The sequence below is a fragment of the Vibrio stylophorae genome (assembly GCF_921293875.1).
In the GTDB taxonomy this organism is placed as follows: domain Bacteria; phylum Pseudomonadota; class Gammaproteobacteria; order Enterobacterales; family Vibrionaceae; genus Vibrio_A; species Vibrio_A stylophorae.
Genome location: NZ_CAKLDI010000001.1, coordinates 368,611 through 384,766 on the forward strand (window position 1 = coordinate 368,611; position 16,156 = coordinate 384,766).

A 16,156-nucleotide genomic window follows, 5' to 3' on the forward strand; every position below is an offset into this window, starting at 1 on the left:
ATTACACTCCTTGAGCCACATAGGCGGCGATCACATCACCCATTTCATCGGTACCAAGCGCTGGTTCCTTGCCTGCCAAATCAGCCGTTAGCTGACCTTTGGCAAGGGCGGCTGAAACCGCAGCTTCAATGGCTTGCGCCGCTTCTTCTTCACCTAGGCTGTAGCGAAGCATTAGGGCGGCAGACAAAATTTGCGCCACAGGGTTGGCGATGTTTTTACCTGCGATATCTGGCGCTGAGCCACCTGCTGGCTCATATAGGCCAAATTGGCTTTCATTTAAGCTAGCAGAAGGCAGCATGCCCATGGAGCCGGTGATCATCGCGCACTCGTCGGACAAAATGTCGCCAAAGATGTTGGAGCAAAGCATCACATCAAACTGCGCAGGATCTTTGATCAGCTGCATGGTGGCGTTGTCGATATACATGTGGCTCAGTTCAACATCTGGGTAATCCTGCGCCACTTCGGTGACCACTTGGCGCCATAAAATGGAGCTTTGAAGGACGTTGGCTTTATCAATCGAGCACACTTTTTTGCGGCGTAGGCGCGCTGATTCAAAGGCGATCTTGGCGATACGCTCAATCTCAAAGCGATGATAGATCTCAGTATCAAAGGCTTTTTCCTGCGCACCTTCACCTTCGCGACCCTTTGGCTGACCAAAGTAGATTCCGCCGGTGAGCTCGCGCACTACCACGATATCAAAGCCCTTGGCAGAGATATCCGCACGCAGCGGTGAGAAGTTCTCTAGCCCTTGGTGAATTTGCGCTGGACGCAAATTACAAAACAAAGAAAAGTGCTTGCGAAGCGGAAGCAGTGCGCCGCGCTCTGGCTGTTCATCGGGTGGCAAATGCTCCCACTTTGGACCGCCTACTGAGCCAAATAGCACGGCATCAGCAGCTTCACAGCCGGCAATGGTCGATTGCGGTAGTGGGCAGCCGTGGTTGTCGATGGCGGCGCCGCCCACATCATAGGCTTGGCGGCTGAGGGTAAAGCCAAAGCGGGTTTCAATGGCGTCTAATACTTTGTTGGCTTGCACCATGACTTCAGGTCCGATGCCATCTCCGGCCAATACTGCGACTTGATAATTCCTTGTCATTACATTTGCTCCGATGAAATATTGTGCTCTTTCTGCGAGTGCGCTTGATGCTGTTGATTTGAATGTTTGATCGCGGCGATACGCTCGGCGCGATGAATACTGTTGATCACGTGAAGTAGGGCCTGGCCTGAGGCTTCAACGATATCGGTAGCAAGACCGGTACCGTGATATTTACAGCCCTTGTAGTTGGCGATGATATCCGCCTGACCTAGACCATCTTCACCTTCACCCTTGGCAGTCAGATCGAATTTATCCAACACGATCTCATAGCCAGTAATGCGGTAGATACACTGATAAAGGGCATCGACAGGACCGTTACCCACCGCAGCTTCACAGCGCTCTTCTTCGCCGCACTGCAAACGAATGCTGGTGGTGGCCATAATGCTGCCTGATTGCACGCTGAGATAGTTCATTTTGAAGAAGTCATCTTCATCGCGCACATTGGCAAAATACATCAAGGCTTCAAGGTCATAATCAAAAACTTGGCCCTTACGATCGGCAAGATCCAAGAAGTCTTGGTACAACACATCTAAGTCGTACTCACCCTCGGTGTAGCCCATGGCATCCATATGGCTTTTCACTGCGGCGCGGCCTGAGCGGCTGGTCAAGTTCAGCGCTTTGTTATTGAGGCCGATGGACTCTGGCGTCATGATCTCGTAGGTATTTTTGTTCTTGAGCATGCCATCTTGGTGAATGCCTGATGAGTGGCTAAAGGCGTTGGCGCCGACAATGGCTTTGTTGGGCTGTACTGGCATATTACAAAGCTGACTCACCATCTTGCTGGTGCGGTGAATCTCTTGATGATTCACATTGGTGGTAAGGCCGCCCAAGAAGGATTCGCGGGTTTTGATGATCATTGCGATCTCTTCTAGGGCGCAGTTGCCTGCGCGCTCACCAATGCCGTTAATGGTACCTTCCACTTGGCGCGCACCGGCTTGCACTGCGGCCATGGAGTTGGCCACCGACATGCCTAAATCATCATGGCAGTGCACCGAGATCACCGCTTTATCGATATTGGGGACGCGATTAAAGAGGGTTTCGATAATGCCGCCAAATTCATTGGGCAGGGTGTAACCTACGGTATCTGGAATATTCACCGTACTGGCACCGGCATCGATCGCTGCTTCGACCATGCGGCACAAATTATCAATGGGCGTGCGGCCAGCATCTTCACAGGAGAACTCGACATCATCGGTATAGCGACGGGCGCGTTTGACGGCGGCAACGGCCATCTCAACCACTTGGTCATAGCTGCGCTTGAGCTTATCTTCGACGTGAATGGTTGAGGTTGAAATAAAGGTGTGAATACGAAAGGCTTCAGCGACTTTTAACGCTTCATAAGCGGCATCAATGTCTTTATCGACCGCACGAGATAGGGCACAAACACGCGCACTTTTCAGGGTTTGTGCAATGGTTCGAACGGACTCAAAATCGCCGGGCGATGACACCGGAAAACCAGCTTCAATCACATCCATGCCTAGGCGCTCTAGGGCTAAGGCGATTTGTAATTTCTCTTTGACGGTTAGACTGGCCGATAGCGCTTGTTCGCCATCACGCAAGGTTGTATCAAATAAAATAACATTGTTGCTCATCATGTTTCCCTTCTTTGCCCTGAGTCGGCGCTTCTTGCGCGGGCTTTAAAGATGAAAAAACCCGCGCCTTAGCGCGGGTTACAATTCGGTCTGTGCTCTTCTTCAGCCAATACCTACCCGCGCGAACCAGTCACGATCAGGAGGAGGTTGAGGAGAAGAATGTTGAAACGCATTTGAATGCCTTTTTGCACAGAAACTGACTTATAAGTAACCGATTCCCTTCTTTGGAGTCAAGGCAGCAAAACAAGAACGTCATAGTTGAGCAGTGAATGATTTGTTTGCTGGTTTTTTATGCTACTTAAGTTGAGTGTTCTTGGTTTTTTTATCTAGAGCACTTTGCTGCTTATACCTGAGTATTCACTTGCCCACCATTCACTGAGCTATCAACAAAGAAGCGCTGCGCCAAAATATCGAGCAGATCCTGCTGATAGTTTTGCTGTGTCTTATTGCCTAATAGCTTGGCAAGCTCGTTACCAATTGGGGTAAAGCGGTAATAGAGCAGGCGCGTACCTTTCTGGCGAGGGGTGAGCTGATAACTGTGCTGCTGATATTGCAACACCAAGGGGGGCTGCATGGCGACTGTGCCGGATTCAAGCTCGGTGGATAGAATCAACCCCAGTTCCATCAGTACTAGCAAGCTAGAGTAAGGCAATTGATACTGTCCAAGGCTAATCAGTTGCGGCGCTTCTGGTTTAAACCATTGCTTAATACCCGCGCCAGATTTAATACCTGTCAGCAGCTTTTTACTGTGGTCGCCGCCAAAGCTACAAGAGAGCGCGCAGGCACGCTGAAACAGCTGCGCTTCGCGTTGCGTCATATTGAGCAGTACTTGTAGCGATTTCACCGAGAAGTGGCCGGGCTGAATCATTTCATGCTTAAGGATGCGTGCCCATAACTGCTGCATGCTGGTGCCATGGACTTGCTGCGCCATAGTAAAAAAATGGTGTAGCCAATCGCTGTCAGGCTCTTGCGACGCCTCGTTACGGCATTGACCGTAGCAAAGTTTGAGAATGTTCTCGAGGTTGGCTTGGCGGCGTTGTAGCTCATAGCGCTGACGTTCTGCGGTGCGCTCTGCTAAATCTTGCTCTGATTTTCCCGCTATCAAGGCATCAATATGAAAGCGTTTACCAATCTCTAATGCACGCGCTTCGCTACTCATCATGTAGTCGCGCTGCTTTTGTTTGTTGCCTTGAGAGGATTGCGATTGGCTCGATGATGCTGATTGTGCTTGCTCAATGACCACTGGGGTGGCGGTGGATTCAGGTTGCGGTGTAGAGGATTCAGACATAGTCATTTACTCGAGTGACTGAGGCGATCATATTTAGCAGATTGGGCAGGCTAGGGTATAGCAAAAGCGCTTTTTTTGAGCGACAAATGTGTCAATTTTTTCAGCAGTCCACGTTGTCGATAAAAACCACTTGAATTTGCAATGGATTCTTTTCATGGCGCAGAGATGTCAATGCAAAGAAATTGTAAAATACTTTCGCTGATGTTGAATTGATGTTAATAATTAAATCGAATTTAGCCGCAAGGAGTGATGTGATGCGTTTTCCTAAGGATAAACTCGATCTGTTAATGGTGGTGGGCTATTGCGCTGTACTGTTTTCGCTGGGATATATTCTCGTTCGTACAGGCTCAATGTAATCGCTGTTCCATTAAGTCACCACAGATAAAAACTGGGTTGCAGCGGTGGGGATAGCCGCAATGCAACCGCAGTTTTATTCTCTAAACGCTTCCCTTTTATTTCATTTCAACCGCTCATTTAATACTCGTCATAGGGAAGTACGGCATTGCCCTCTAGTATATAAGCTACTTCTGCTAGCTCACTGCTGATATGTTCTGTTTTTAAAATACCGGTAACGTAGACCACATCCCACAGCTCTTGTAGGGGCGCGCCCTTGGCAAATTTCACATAAACGATTTGATTCGGTGGTGGTGGCGGCACATGAATACAGGCGCCAAAATAGGGCACCAACAAAAATTCAGTCACGACCTGATCGTCGCCTTCTAAGGGGATCACAAAGCCGGGAATCTTCACCTCACTGCCATTAAGCTCGGTGCGCACGTCGCCAACCAAAGATTGTTGCGCTTCCCCTTCATGATCGATCATCGGCATGGCGATCACTTGGTTGCGCTCTTTTTCAGGGATTAAATCGATCCAATCAAGCAGCAACTCTTCTGCGGAGACCGTGGTTGAAAACAGTAAACAAATCGCAAGCCATAATCTGTGCATGGCTGTTCTCCTATAAACGAATATTCATGCCATCGGCGAGCGATTGGCGATAGGCGCGTCGGGCTGGAATGAGGCCGACCAAAGTGCCAATGATCAGGACGACCAATAAAATCAGCCACTCAGTTTGCGTGGGCCACTGCGTGCTTAAGGCAAGACCAAATTGATTGAGCACCCAAGGTGAGAGTCCTGTGATGGTGAGCATCAGCAGAGCAATACCAAGGGCGATACCAAGGGTACTGAGAAGCAGCGCTTCACTGCATAAAAGCCAGTAGATGTGTTTCGGGCGAGCACCCATGGCGCGCAAAATGGCCATTTCTCGCCGTCTTTCATTGAGGCTGGTGAGCATGCTGGTGAGCATACCAAGCAGCCCCGCAATCACCACAAAGACCGAGACCATGGTCAGCGCTTTTTCTGCAATGTTCATCATCTGCCACAGCTCTTGCAGTGCAACTCCCGGCAAAATAGCGCTGAGCGCTTCGCCGCGATATTGATTGAGCTGACGCTGCAGGGCAAAGGCTTGAACCCGGCTGTTTAATCCCACCATCACAGCGGTGAGCTGTTTGGGTTGAAATGGATGATTGGCTAGCTCACTTTGGCTAGGCGTTTGGCCGATTTTTGCGCCGCTTTGCCAACCGACATGAATCGCCTCGATGGCCTCTAGCGAGACATGCACGCTTTTATCGACCGGGGTACCCGTTGGGTTGAGAATGCCAACAATGGTAAAGGGCAGATTGTCGTGACGGTTAAAGGCTTGATCGCTAATGCCATGGGCAATGATGATGTGATCGCCTACCTGATAGCCCAATTTTTGCGCCACTTCGGCGCCAATGACGGTTTCAAACAATCCTTGAAATGGCCAACCTTTGGCAAAGCTTAGCGGTTGTTTTTTTCCGTAGCGCAGGTAGGTAAAGTAATTCTGATTGGTGCCAAGTACGCGAAAACCGCGATGGGAATCGCCCAGTGACAGCGGAATGGTCCATTTGACAGCGCGATGGTTTTTCACCATTTGATAGCTTTGCCAGTCAATATTATTGGTGGCATTGCCAATGCGAAACACGCTGTAGAGCAATAAATTCACTTGGCTAGAGCGCGCGCCAACGATGAGATCAGTGCCCGATACAGTGCGCGTAAAGCTTTGTTTGGTTTGTTCGCGAACCTGTGAAACGCCCAGCAGCAGTGCCACTGAAATAGCGATGCTGAAAATAGTGAGGATCGCCGTGAGCCGGCGATTGCTCAGACTTTGCCAAGCGAGTAGCAACATATTCATTGCGTGCTCTCCTGCTGTGCTTGATTAAGTTCCGGCAATGCATAGTGATGATCAAAATGCTTGGCTAGCGTCGGATCGTGACTGACAAAGAGCAAGCCAGTATCGGTTTGTGCCACCTGTTCTAGCAATAGCTTCATAAAGCTATCGCGATTAGCATGATCTAGCGCGGAGGTCGGCTCATCGGCAATGATCAGCTCTGGTGAGCCAATCAGTGCGCGCGCCACGGCGACTCGTTGCTGCTGACCGATACTTAGTTGATGAACGGGTCGATGAGCCATTTTAAGCGGTAATCCTAAGCCTTTAAGCAGATCTTCAGCAGCTTGCTGCGCTGGTTTTTCAAGGCGCTGACGTCGGCGCTTGGAAAATTGCAGGGGTAGCCGCACATTATCAATCACTGAAAGGTAGGGCAGCAGATTAAACATTTGAAAAACATAGCCCATATGATCGGCGCGCAGTTGATCGCGCTGACTGGCTTTTTGCGCCGAAAAGGGGGCATTGAGCAGCTTGATGCACCCCTGTTCTGGCGATAGAAAACCTGCAATTAAACTAAGCAAAGTTGATTTACCACAGCCGCTTGGGCCACGTAAAAAAACGCGATCGCCAGCGTTGAGCTCAAAGCGCGGCAATTTTAATAGCCATTCATCCTGCTTTGACCAGCGAAAGTGCACTTCATTAAGCGTGAGTAAGGACATCCAATATCGCCAAGGCTTTCGCCTTGGCGTCCTGCATTATGGGTGAGAGATGGACTGGCTTTTACCGTCACTGGCTTTGAGGGTGAGTGCGGTTTGTCCTTGAGCGCTAAGCCAAGCGACTTGTAGGGTTTGGCTTTGTGGGAAATAGGTAAACCAACGCACATCAAGTTGATTTAAGGCTTTTGGATTGCTGCATTGATAGTGGTAATTAGCATGAAACTCGCCATGTTGATCCGCCTGACTCTGGTCATGATCATGCGCGTGGTGATCAGCGTGGTCATGCTTGTCATCATGTTTGTCGCTATGTTTGTCACCATGGTGTTCATGGGCGTCATGATCTTTGTGCTGAGCATGGTCATGATGGTCGGTATGATCATCTGCAGCATCAGGGGCCATGCCATGGGTTTCTACGGTGACGTCGTTGAGTTTGCATTGCGCATTGTTTGGCAGTTGCCAAAGCGAATTAGCTTGCTCTAACTGCGCAATCGCAGCGCTTAATTTCGCGGCTTGTTCTGCATTGCTGGGCGCATGTTCAAAGCCAACCACATCGCTGCCCGGTGCGACCACTTCAATCAGCAGTTCACCTTCATCTTGTGCAATATTGAGTTGCACTTGGCCATGGACATGCGCTTGGTGCTGCAGCATATTCTCAGTGTGTTTTTGGGCATAAACAAAGGGCGCACTTAAGCAAAGCGCAAGGGTGGCGCTGGTGGTGATAAATTTATTCATTGTATTGATTCCAAACTGTTTCTTTTAAGATAGATGAGAAATATGGCAATTTGGTGGCAATGAAGGTGGCGCGCGAGCACGAGGCGCAAGTGCTAGTGCAACAATCGGAATGATCAGTAAAAAAGGTGTCGGGAGCCAGTGCTGAAGGCACACCAGAATCGTGCTCACTGGGCTGGGTGGTGCATAAATCAGCTGATGGCAAATTTGGCAATGGGTTGAATGGTCGAGACTGGCAGCATCATGCAGGTGACAAGTACTCGCAAGGATCGCAAGCACTATCAGAGCACAGCAGATTTGACGCCACCGATTTAAAACCACAACACACTCCCTTGTCTAAGTTTTGTTATGTTATAACAAATGAGATTGATTGCGAAAAAATTTCATTTTCTTTTTTTGTACATTTGTTGCTCGACATTCAACAGGCTGCGGGATAACATCTGGAAGTCTGGATGTCTACTATGCATGGAAAGGAGTCTGCCGTGCCGATCAATATTCCTGATCAATTGCCTGCAGCAGGAACGCTGCGTAAAGAAAACATCTTCGTCATGACGCAAAGCCGCGCCATGAGTCAAAATATTCGTCCGCTCAAGGTGTTACTGCTGAATCTGATGCCCAAAAAGATCGAGACAGAAACACAATTTTTACGTCTACTCTCCAACTCTCCATTACAGATTGATGTTGAGCTGCTGCGTATTGATAATCGTCCGAGCAAGAACACCCCGACTGAGCATCTCAATACCTTTTACCGTCAGTTTGAGATGATTCAGGACAAAAATTACGATGGTTTGATCATTACCGGTGCGCCGTTGGGTTTGGTGCAATTTGAGGATGTGATCTACTGGGATCACTTGCAGACCATTATGAGCTGGGCGCGTCAGCATGTGACCTCAACGCTGTTTGTTTGCTGGGCGGCACAAGCGGCGTTAAAGCTCTTTTATGATCTGCCAAAGCGCACGCGAAAAGTAAAATTGTCTGGGGTGTATCAGCACCGTACGCATCATCTATGTCACCCGCTACTACGTGGTTTTGATGATTATTTTCTGGCGCCGCATTCCCGCTTTGCCGATTTCTCAACTGAGTATTTGGCCGAGCATACGGATCTCGATATTTTGGCCAGCTCAGAAGACGCGGGGGTTTATCTCGCGGCGACCAAAGACAAGCGCAATGTCTTTGTTACGGGTCACCCCGAATACGATGCACTGACCCTGCATAATGAATATGTGCGTGATGTTGGTGAAGGGATGGAGCCTATGATTCCGGTGAATTACTATCCTGACAATGACCCTAATCAGCCACCGCGAGCAAGCTGGCGCAGTCATGGGCACCTGCTGTTTTCCAATTGGCTTAATTACTGCGTCTATCAGCAAACGCCCTATGATTTGAATCACTTTTCCGAGGCTAATTTCACCAAGGATGATGATAGTCAGGACTAAATCACGACGATCAAAAAAGCTGCTCCATGAGCAGCTTTTTTATTACCAAATGCCAGTGAGTCGCGAGTGCGTTCATTGGCAATGCTTAGCGCGTTACTCTGAAGCTTTACCTTCACCAGCAGTTTGCGCATTGGCTTGCGCTTCTGCGAGTGCTGCTTCGCGCTCTGCTTCAATAGCATTGGCTTTGCGAATCATTGGGGTGATGGTGGAGCCTTGTACCAAAATGGAGAAAACCACCACGGAGTAAGTCATCACCAGCATGATTTCACGAACATCGATGTGTTTGTCAGGGATCACCATAATTCCGGCTGGAATGGTCATCGCCATGGCCAGCGCCAAACCGCCACGCAAACCACCCCAAGTCAAAATTGGCACAGAGAGCGGGTTGTAGCTACGGAAGCGATTAAAACCAACGTAGGTGGCGCGCACACTGATCCAGCGCGCAGCAAGAACTAAAGGAATGGCCAAGAACATCAAAATCCAGTCTTCAGCATGGAAGGTGAAGAGCAGCATGGTGAGACCAATGAGCAGGAACAGCACGCCGTTGAGGAACTCATCGACCAATTCCCAGAAGTGATCCAGATGCTGTTCACTCTCTTTTGAAAAGCCGACATAGCGGGTCCAGTTACCAATCATGATCCCTGAAACCACCATGGCGAGCGGGCCAGAAACGCCAATGGTGTTGGCGAGTGCGTAACCTGCCGTTGGAACACCAATGGTCAGCAACAGCTCCATGGAGTGGTCATCGGTGGCACTAATGAGGTAGTGGAAAATGAGACCGAGCAAGAAACCAAAGACAATGCCGCCAATGGCTTCTTGTAAGAAGATGCCAGCCACATGCATGACTGTGAGTGATTCTGAGCTAAAGGCCAAGGTGTAAAGGGTGACAAAAATGACTAAGCCAAAGCCGTCGTTAAACAGAGATTCACCTTCAATTTGGCTAGATATGCGTTTAGGCGCATTCATTTTTTTCACAATCGCCAGCACTGCAATCGGGTCTGTTGGCGAGATCAGTGCGCCAAATAGCAAGCAGTAGATGAGATTCAGTGGAATGCCGATAAGCCAGCAAATGCCAAATAAACCAAGGCCGATGACGACGGTAGAGATGATGGTGGCACCAAGTGCCAGCAAAGTGATCTCCCACTTTTGATCCGCCATATTGGGCAGACGAATGCCAAGACCGCCAGCAAAAAGCAAAAAGCCCAGCACACCATTGAGCAGGAACTCGTTAAAGTTGATGCTCTCAATGGTCTGCTTGGCTACTTGATTGAGTTGGAACCAACCTTGTTGGCCGGCGATAACGATTCCAAGAGATAGGATCAGCGCACCTGCGGTGATGGCAATAGTGGTTTGCATGCGGCCGATTTTATGATTGATAAAGGCAATCATCATCGCCGCTGCGGACAGGAAGCAAAGGGTGTAATAGACAGACATGTTGGGTGCTCCAAGCACACAATGGTTGTATGGATATAATTGTCAGCCTCGACTTGTCAAAGATCAAACGGTTTTATAACGCCGTCGCAACATTTGTAATATAAACGATTGCGTCGAACGGATATGGACGTCTAGATTTCTATATTGACTATGGTAGGATGAAGAACAAATCAAGCTGTGCTTGAATCATGGATAAATCAGCGCAACAAGGATGGGGCGGTCTCGTGACAGGAAGTAGAATCAAACAACAAATCGAAGCACAACTGAAGCAACGAATTCTTTTGATTGATGGTGGTATGGGCACCATGATCCAAGGCTATAGCCTCAGTGAATCTGACTACCGTGGTGAGCGCTTTGCGAATTGGCATTGCGACGTCAAAGGCAACAATGATTTGTTAGTGCTCACTCAGCCTAAGATCATTGCTGATATCCATGATGCTTATTTAGCTGCGGGTGCGGACATTATTGAAACCAATACCTTTAATGCCACCACCATTGCCATGGCTGATTATGAGATGCAATCGCTCAGTCGTGAAATTAACCTGCAAGCGGCGACCATTGCACGTCGATTGGCTGATCAGTGGAGTGCTGAAACGCCAAATAAACCACGCTATGTTGCTGGCGTATTAGGTCCTACCAACCGAACCTGTTCGATTTCACCGGATGTGAATGACCCTGGTTACCGCAATGTCAGTTTTGATCAGTTAGTGACGGCTTACATGGAGTCCACTGAAGCGCTCATTGAAGGCGGCGCTGATATCATTTTGATTGAAACCATCTTTGATACTCTCAATGCTAAAGCCGCTGCATTTGCGATTGACTCGGTCTTTGAATCCTTAGGTTACAGCTTGCCGGTGATGATCTCTGGCACCATTACCGATGCCTCGGGGCGCACACTTTCCGGTCAAACCACAGAAGCTTTTTATAATGCGCTGCGCCACGTTAACCCCATCTCCTTTGGTTTGAACTGTGCCTTGGGCCCTGATGAGCTGCGTCCCTATGTGGAAGAATTATCGCGCATCAGCGAATGTGCTGTATCCGCCCATCCCAACGCAGGTTTACCCAACGCCTTTGGTGAATACGATTTGTCACCAGAAGATATGGCGGAGCATATTGCCGAGTGGGCGCAATCTGGCTTTTTAAATATGGTGGGGGGCTGCTGTGGTACCACGCCTGAGCATATTGCCGCTATGGCCGAAGCGGTTGAAGGTGTGACGCCGCGCGCTAAACCTCAGCTGCAAGTGGCTTGTCGTCTCTCTGGACTTGAGCCGCTGACTATTTTACCTGAAACCTTGTTTGTGAATGTCGGTGAACGAACCAACGTGACGGGCTCAGCTCGATTTAAGCGACTGATCAAAGAGGAAAAATATGATGAGGCCTTAGAGGTTGCGCAGCAGCAGGTGGAAAATGGCGCGCAGATCATCGACATCAATATGGATGAAGGGATGCTGGATGCGTTGGCATGCATGCAGCGTTTTCTCAATCTTTGTGCCTCTGAGCCTGAAATTGCCAAAGTGCCGGTGATGGTCGACTCCTCAAAATGGGAAGTGATTGAGGCGGGTTTAAAGTGCATTCAAGGCAAGGGAATCGTGAACTCCATCTCGCTCAAAGAGGGGGAAGAGAAATTCCTTCATCAAGCTAAGCTGGTTCGTCGTTATGGCGCTGCGGTGATCGTCATGGCTTTTGATGAGGTGGGACAAGCCGATACCCGTGAGCGCAAGATTGAAATCTGTCGCCGCGCTTATCATCTGTTGGTGGAGAAGGTTGGTTTTCCGCCAGAAGATATCATCTTTGACCCCAATATCTTTGCCGTCGCGACGGGGATTGAGGAGCACAATAATTACGCGGTTGATTTTATTGAGGCTGTGGCGGATATCAAACGCGAGCTGCCGCATGCGATGATTTCAGGCGGCGTCTCTAACGTGTCCTTCTCCTTTCGCGGCAATAACTACGTGCGCGAAGCCATTCATGCGGTATTCCTCTACCACTGTTTTAAAAACGGTATGGATATGGGGATCGTCAACGCAGGTCAGCTTGAGATCTATGACAATGTGCCTGATGAATTGCGTGAAGCCGTTGAAGATGTGGTGCTCAATCGTCGTGATGATGGCACGGAACGTCTGCTTGAAATTGCCGATAAATATCGTGAAAACGCCGTGGGCCACGAGGTGGATAACAGTGCTGCTGAGTGGCGCACTTGGCCCGTGGAAAAGCGCCTTGAGCATGCGCTGGTCAAAGGGATCACTGAGTTTATTGTGGAAGATACTGAAGTCGCGCGCGCGCAAGCCAGTAAACCCTTAGAAGTCATTGAAGGGCCACTGATGTCAGGCATGAACGTAGTGGGCGATCTCTTCGGTGAGGGCAAAATGTTCTTGCCGCAGGTGGTTAAATCAGCGCGAGTGATGAAGCAAGCGGTGGCCTATCTTGAGCCCTATATCAATGCACAAAAACAGGCGGGGCAAAGTAACGGTAAAATTTTGCTCGCCACAGTGAAAGGCGATGTGCATGACATTGGTAAGAACATTGTGGGCGTGGTGCTGCAGTGCAATAACTTTGAGATCATCGATCTTGGGGTGATGGTGCCTTGTGAGAAGATCCTGCAAGTGGCCAAAGAGGAGCAGGTGGACATTATTGGCTTGAGTGGCTTAATCACCCCATCTTTGGATGAAATGGTGCATGTTGCCAAAGAGATGGAGCGTCAAGGCTTTGATTTGCCCTTGATGATTGGTGGGGCCACCACCTCAAAAGCACATACCGCGGTGAAGATTGAGCAAAACTATAGTGAGCCTGTGGTTTATGTGCCCAATGCATCGCGCGCTGTGGGGGTTTGTACCTCGCTGTTAGCACCACATTTGAAGCCTGATTTTGTTGCACGTCTTAACGATGAATATGAGATTGTGCGCGAGCAACATGCACGTAAAACGCCGCGCACGAAACCAGTGTCGCTGCAGGCTGCGCGTGACAATGCGGTGCCTTTGGATTGGCAAAATTATCAGCCGCCAGCACCGGTGCAACCTGGCGTGCATTGTTATGATCAAGTCTCGGTTACAACCTTGCGTCAATATATCGATTGGACGCCTTTCTTTATGACCTGGTCATTGTCGGGCAAATATCCGGCCATTTTGCAGCATGAGCTGGTGGGTGAAGAGGCGCAAAAGCTATTCGCCGATGCCAACGAATGGCTGGATCGTATTGAACAAGAAGGCTTAATGCAGGCCAAAGGGGTGTGCGGCATTTTCCCTGCAAACCGCGTTGATGATGATATCGAAGTGTATCTTGATGAGTCACGGCAGCAATGTCGCGTGCGTTTGCATCATCTTCGTCAGCAGACACAAAAGCGAAACGGTCCTAATTATTGTTTGAGTGATTATGTTGCGCCGAAAAGCGCGGCACTTGCGGATTGGATTGGTGCCTTTGCGGTAACTGGTGGTATCGGTGAAGAGGCGCTAGCCAATGCCTATAAAGCCAAGGGTGATGACTATAACGCCATTATGATTCAGGCGGTGGCCGATCGCTTGGCAGAAGCTTTTGCGGAATATTTGCATCAAGAAGTGCGTACTAAAATTTGGGGTTTCTGTCCTGATGAGGAACTCAGTAACGCAGAGCTCATTCGAGAAAACTACCAAGGGATCCGTCCGGCGCCCGGTTATCCTGCGTGTCCAGAGCATACAGAAAAACAGGCCATTTGGGATTTGCTCAATGTTGAGGCGCATACGGGCATGCAGCTGACCACAAGTTATGCGATGTGGCCAGGCGCTTCGGTATCAGGATGGATCTTCTCTCATCCTGAGTCTCGCTATTTCGCTGTGGCACAGATTCAAGAGGATCAACTGCAAGACTATGCTAAGCGCAAAGGTTGGGATTTAGAAACGGCTGAAAAGTGGTTGGCACCTAACTTAGAGCTTAAAGCAAGCAAAGTGGTAGTCACTGCGTAAGCGGGTAAGTTTGTGGTTCCTCAGTGAAGATTTGATCATCTTTAGCAATAAAAAGGCGCGAAATTCGCGCCTTTTTTGAACCATTGCTGCTGTGTTGTTTATTCAAAAAGTGCTTCATGCAGTTTTTGAATCACCTCTTTGGCTTCATCGGCTGAGACCATAAAGCACAGGTTATGGGTGCTCGCACCGTAGCAAATCATTCGAATATTATGATCTTCTAGGGTTTCAAATACCGCTTTGCTGGCACCTTTGGTGTGACTCATTTGGTTACCAATCAGCGCAACCAAGCTCAGGTTTTGCTCGACTTCAACGCGGCATAGCTCTGAGAGCTCTTCAAGGGCTGCTGCTGGAAGTTGCGGCGCGCCGCCACTGGTGTCGGTTTTATCTAAGGTCAGTGCCACACTTACTTCTGAGGTGGTAATCAGATCGACCGAGATGCGATGCTTGGCCAAAATCTTAAAGACTTCAGCAAGAAAACCGTAGGCATGGAACATATTTAGGCTGTGCAAAGTGACCATGGTTTGGTTGTTGCGCAGCGCTAAAGCGCGGAACAGCGGTGAGCTGTCAGCTGATTTACGGACCCAAGTGCCGCCTTGTTCTGGCGCTTTTGATGAGCCAACAAAGACAGGAATTTGCTGGCGAATTGCTGGGATCAGTGTCGATGGGTGCAAAATTTTAGCGCCGAAGTTCGCCATTTCAGAGGCTTCACTAAAGCTGATTTCTGCAATTGGGCCAGCTTTGGGGGCAATGCGGGGATCTGTGGTGTAGATACCCGGAACATCGGTCCAGATCTCAAGGGTGCCCGCATCAATGGCTTCAGCAAGAAGCGCGGCGCTGTAATCACTACCACCACGACCTAGGGTGGTGGTATTGCCTTGCGCATCACGGCCTATAAAACCTTGTGATACGATCATCTGCTGTTGGCACAGCGGTGCCAGCTGGGATTGTACCAATTCGCGAATGGCTTCCAGTTGTGGCTGGGCGCGGCCAAATTGATCATCGGTACGCATCACATCGCGAATATCGAAACGCGCTGCATTATTGCCGCGTTCGCGAAGCAGTTGCGCAAAAATATGGGTTGATAGCAATTCACCACAGGCAACCAGTGCATCTGTGGTTTGCACTGACGATGCCATGGCTGCTGTTTTTGCCAGTGTAGCGACATCATCGAGTAGCGCATCAATATCAGATTTGACGCTATCGCCTTGTTGCAGATCATCCAAAATGCTGTAGTGAATTTGCTGCAGTTGGCTAAGTAGTGCTTGCTGACGGGCGGCATCAACGCCATTGGCCAGTTCGACCAATAGGTTGGTAACACCTGAGCAGGCACTGATAATCACTAAACGTGTTGAAGGGTTGTTTTCCACCACTTGCGCACTGAGGCTCATGGCTTGAAAATCGGCCACCGAGGTGCCGCCGAATTTTGCTACGGTAATAGGGCTCACTTGTGTAACTCCGCGTAATTACTTCATGTTGCGGGATAATTCCCAACGTCCATTGTTAGGAGAGCTGACGTGGCGGGGCGTAAGCGGGTGCCATATCAGAAGCTCTCCACCGCCGATGGCGGTGACAGCCCGAGGGATTCAGCCCTCGTAGCCGACCTTTGCCCGTCCCGCAGGCATTGGCCTCGGCGTTACTCCCCTGATCGTCGGACTTGAGCGGGTCTCCCCGACGACTACCTGAGTAACGCACCTCTTCTGAGTGATCGCATCATGCGATTTGAAGATGCACTATTGATAAACAGTTGT

The 16,156-nt window shown here is 49.5% G+C and carries 12 protein-coding genes and 1 riboswitch; of the genes, 3 read left to right on the forward strand and 9 right to left on the reverse strand.

Annotated elements, in window-relative coordinates:
- Position 1: 1 nt before the first annotated feature.
- The 7 genes from leuB to zrgA all read right to left on the reverse strand — a co-directional run bounded on the left by leuB (position 2) and on the right by zrgA (position 7,606).
- Positions 2–1,093, reverse strand: coding sequence for a 3-isopropylmalate dehydrogenase (gene leuB / locus L9P36_RS01770; protein WP_237464462.1), 1,092 nt, complete (start codon positions 1,091–1,093; stop codon positions 2–4).
- Complete coding sequence (leuA, locus tag L9P36_RS01775; protein WP_237464463.1) at positions 1,093–2,685, reverse strand: 2-isopropylmalate synthase; 1,593 nt, start codon at positions 2,683–2,685, stop codon at positions 1,093–1,095. Before leuA ends, leuB begins: the two co-directional genes overlap by 1 nt.
- 343 nt (positions 2,686–3,028) lie before the next feature.
- Complete coding sequence (locus L9P36_RS01780) at positions 3,029–3,973, reverse strand: TIGR03899 family protein (RefSeq protein ID WP_237464464.1); 945 nt, start codon at positions 3,971–3,973, stop codon at positions 3,029–3,031.
- A 474-nt stretch (positions 3,974–4,447) separates the two neighbouring features.
- A complete protein-coding gene (locus tag L9P36_RS01785; RefSeq protein WP_237464466.1) occupies positions 4,448–4,918 on the reverse strand; it encodes a DUF3299 domain-containing protein in 471 nt (156 codons plus the stop codon).
- A 10-nt stretch (positions 4,919–4,928) separates the two neighbouring features.
- Positions 4,929–6,185: an ABC transporter permease gene (locus L9P36_RS01790; RefSeq protein WP_237464468.1), complete on the reverse strand. Its 1,257-nt coding sequence runs from the start codon at positions 6,183–6,185 to the stop codon at positions 4,929–4,931.
- Positions 6,182–6,877 carry an ABC transporter ATP-binding protein gene (locus L9P36_RS01795; protein ID WP_237464470.1) on the reverse strand — a complete coding sequence of 232 codons (696 nt, stop codon included), beginning with the start codon at positions 6,875–6,877 and terminating at the stop codon, positions 6,182–6,184. The genes L9P36_RS01790 and L9P36_RS01795 overlap by 4 nt, the downstream gene beginning before the upstream one ends.
- Before the next feature lie 36 nt (positions 6,878–6,913).
- Entirely contained in the window at positions 6,914–7,606 is a 693-nt protein-coding gene (zrgA, locus tag L9P36_RS01800; protein ID WP_237464472.1) for a zinc uptake protein ZrgA, read from the reverse strand.
- A gap of 125 nt (positions 7,607–7,731) precedes the next feature.
- Here zrgA and L9P36_RS01805 point away from each other — a divergent pair, with 125 nt between their 5' ends.
- Both L9P36_RS01805 and metA read left to right on the forward strand, forming a co-directional pair.
- A complete protein-coding gene (locus L9P36_RS01805; protein ID WP_237464473.1) occupies positions 7,732–8,040 on the forward strand; it encodes a hypothetical protein in 309 nt (102 codons plus the stop codon).
- A 45-nt stretch (positions 8,041–8,085) separates the two neighbouring features.
- On the forward strand, positions 8,086–9,039 hold the full coding sequence (gene metA / locus L9P36_RS01810; protein ID WP_237467824.1) for a homoserine O-acetyltransferase MetA: 954 nt from the start codon (positions 8,086–8,088) through the stop codon (positions 9,037–9,039).
- Positions 9,040–9,132: 93 nt separating this feature from the next.
- Here metA and L9P36_RS01815 read toward each other — a convergent pair whose 3' ends face one another.
- Positions 9,133–10,473 carry a cation:proton antiporter gene (locus L9P36_RS01815; RefSeq protein WP_237464475.1) on the reverse strand — a complete coding sequence of 447 codons (1,341 nt, stop codon included), beginning with the start codon at positions 10,471–10,473 and terminating at the stop codon, positions 9,133–9,135.
- Between the two features lie 224 nt (positions 10,474–10,697).
- Here L9P36_RS01815 and metH point away from each other — a divergent pair, with 224 nt between their 5' ends.
- Positions 10,698–14,408, forward strand: coding sequence for a methionine synthase (metH, locus tag L9P36_RS01820; RefSeq protein ID WP_237464476.1), 3,711 nt, complete (start codon positions 10,698–10,700; stop codon positions 14,406–14,408).
- Positions 14,409–14,506: 98 nt separating this feature from the next.
- Here metH and lysC read toward each other — a convergent pair whose 3' ends face one another.
- On the reverse strand, positions 14,507–15,796 hold the full coding sequence (lysC, locus tag L9P36_RS01825) for a lysine-sensitive aspartokinase 3 (protein ID WP_237467825.1): 1,290 nt from the start codon (positions 15,794–15,796) through the stop codon (positions 14,507–14,509).
- A 148-nt stretch (positions 15,797–15,944) separates the two neighbouring features.
- A riboswitch (Lysine riboswitch) is annotated at positions 15,945–16,113 on the reverse strand.
- Positions 16,114–16,156: the final 43 nt, after the last annotated feature.

Coding starts and splice junctions, on each gene's coding strand:
- leuB (WP_237464462.1), bottom strand. CDS start 1,093: ATGACAAGGAATTATCAAGTCGCAGTATTGGCCGGAGATGGCATCGGA.
- leuA (WP_237464463.1), bottom strand. CDS start 2,685: ATGAGCAACAATGTTATTTTATTTGATACAACCTTGCGTGATGGCGAA.
- L9P36_RS01780 (WP_237464464.1), bottom strand. CDS start 3,973: ATGTCTGAATCCTCTACACCGCAACCTGAATCCACCGCCACCCCAGTG.
- L9P36_RS01785 (WP_237464466.1), bottom strand. CDS start 4,918: ATGCACAGATTATGGCTTGCGATTTGTTTACTGTTTTCAACCACGGTC.
- L9P36_RS01790 (WP_237464468.1), bottom strand. CDS start 6,185: ATGAATATGTTGCTACTCGCTTGGCAAAGTCTGAGCAATCGCCGGCTC.
- L9P36_RS01795 (WP_237464470.1), bottom strand. CDS start 6,877: ATGTCCTTACTCACGCTTAATGAAGTGCACTTTCGCTGGTCAAAGCAG.
- zrgA (WP_237464472.1), bottom strand. CDS start 7,606: ATGAATAAATTTATCACCACCAGCGCCACCCTTGCGCTTTGCTTAAGT.
- L9P36_RS01815 (WP_237464475.1), bottom strand. CDS start 10,473: ATGTCTGTCTATTACACCCTTTGCTTCCTGTCCGCAGCGGCGATGATG.
- lysC (WP_237467825.1), bottom strand. CDS start 15,796: ATGAGCCTCAGTGCGCAAGTGGTGGAAAACAACCCTTCAACACGTTTA.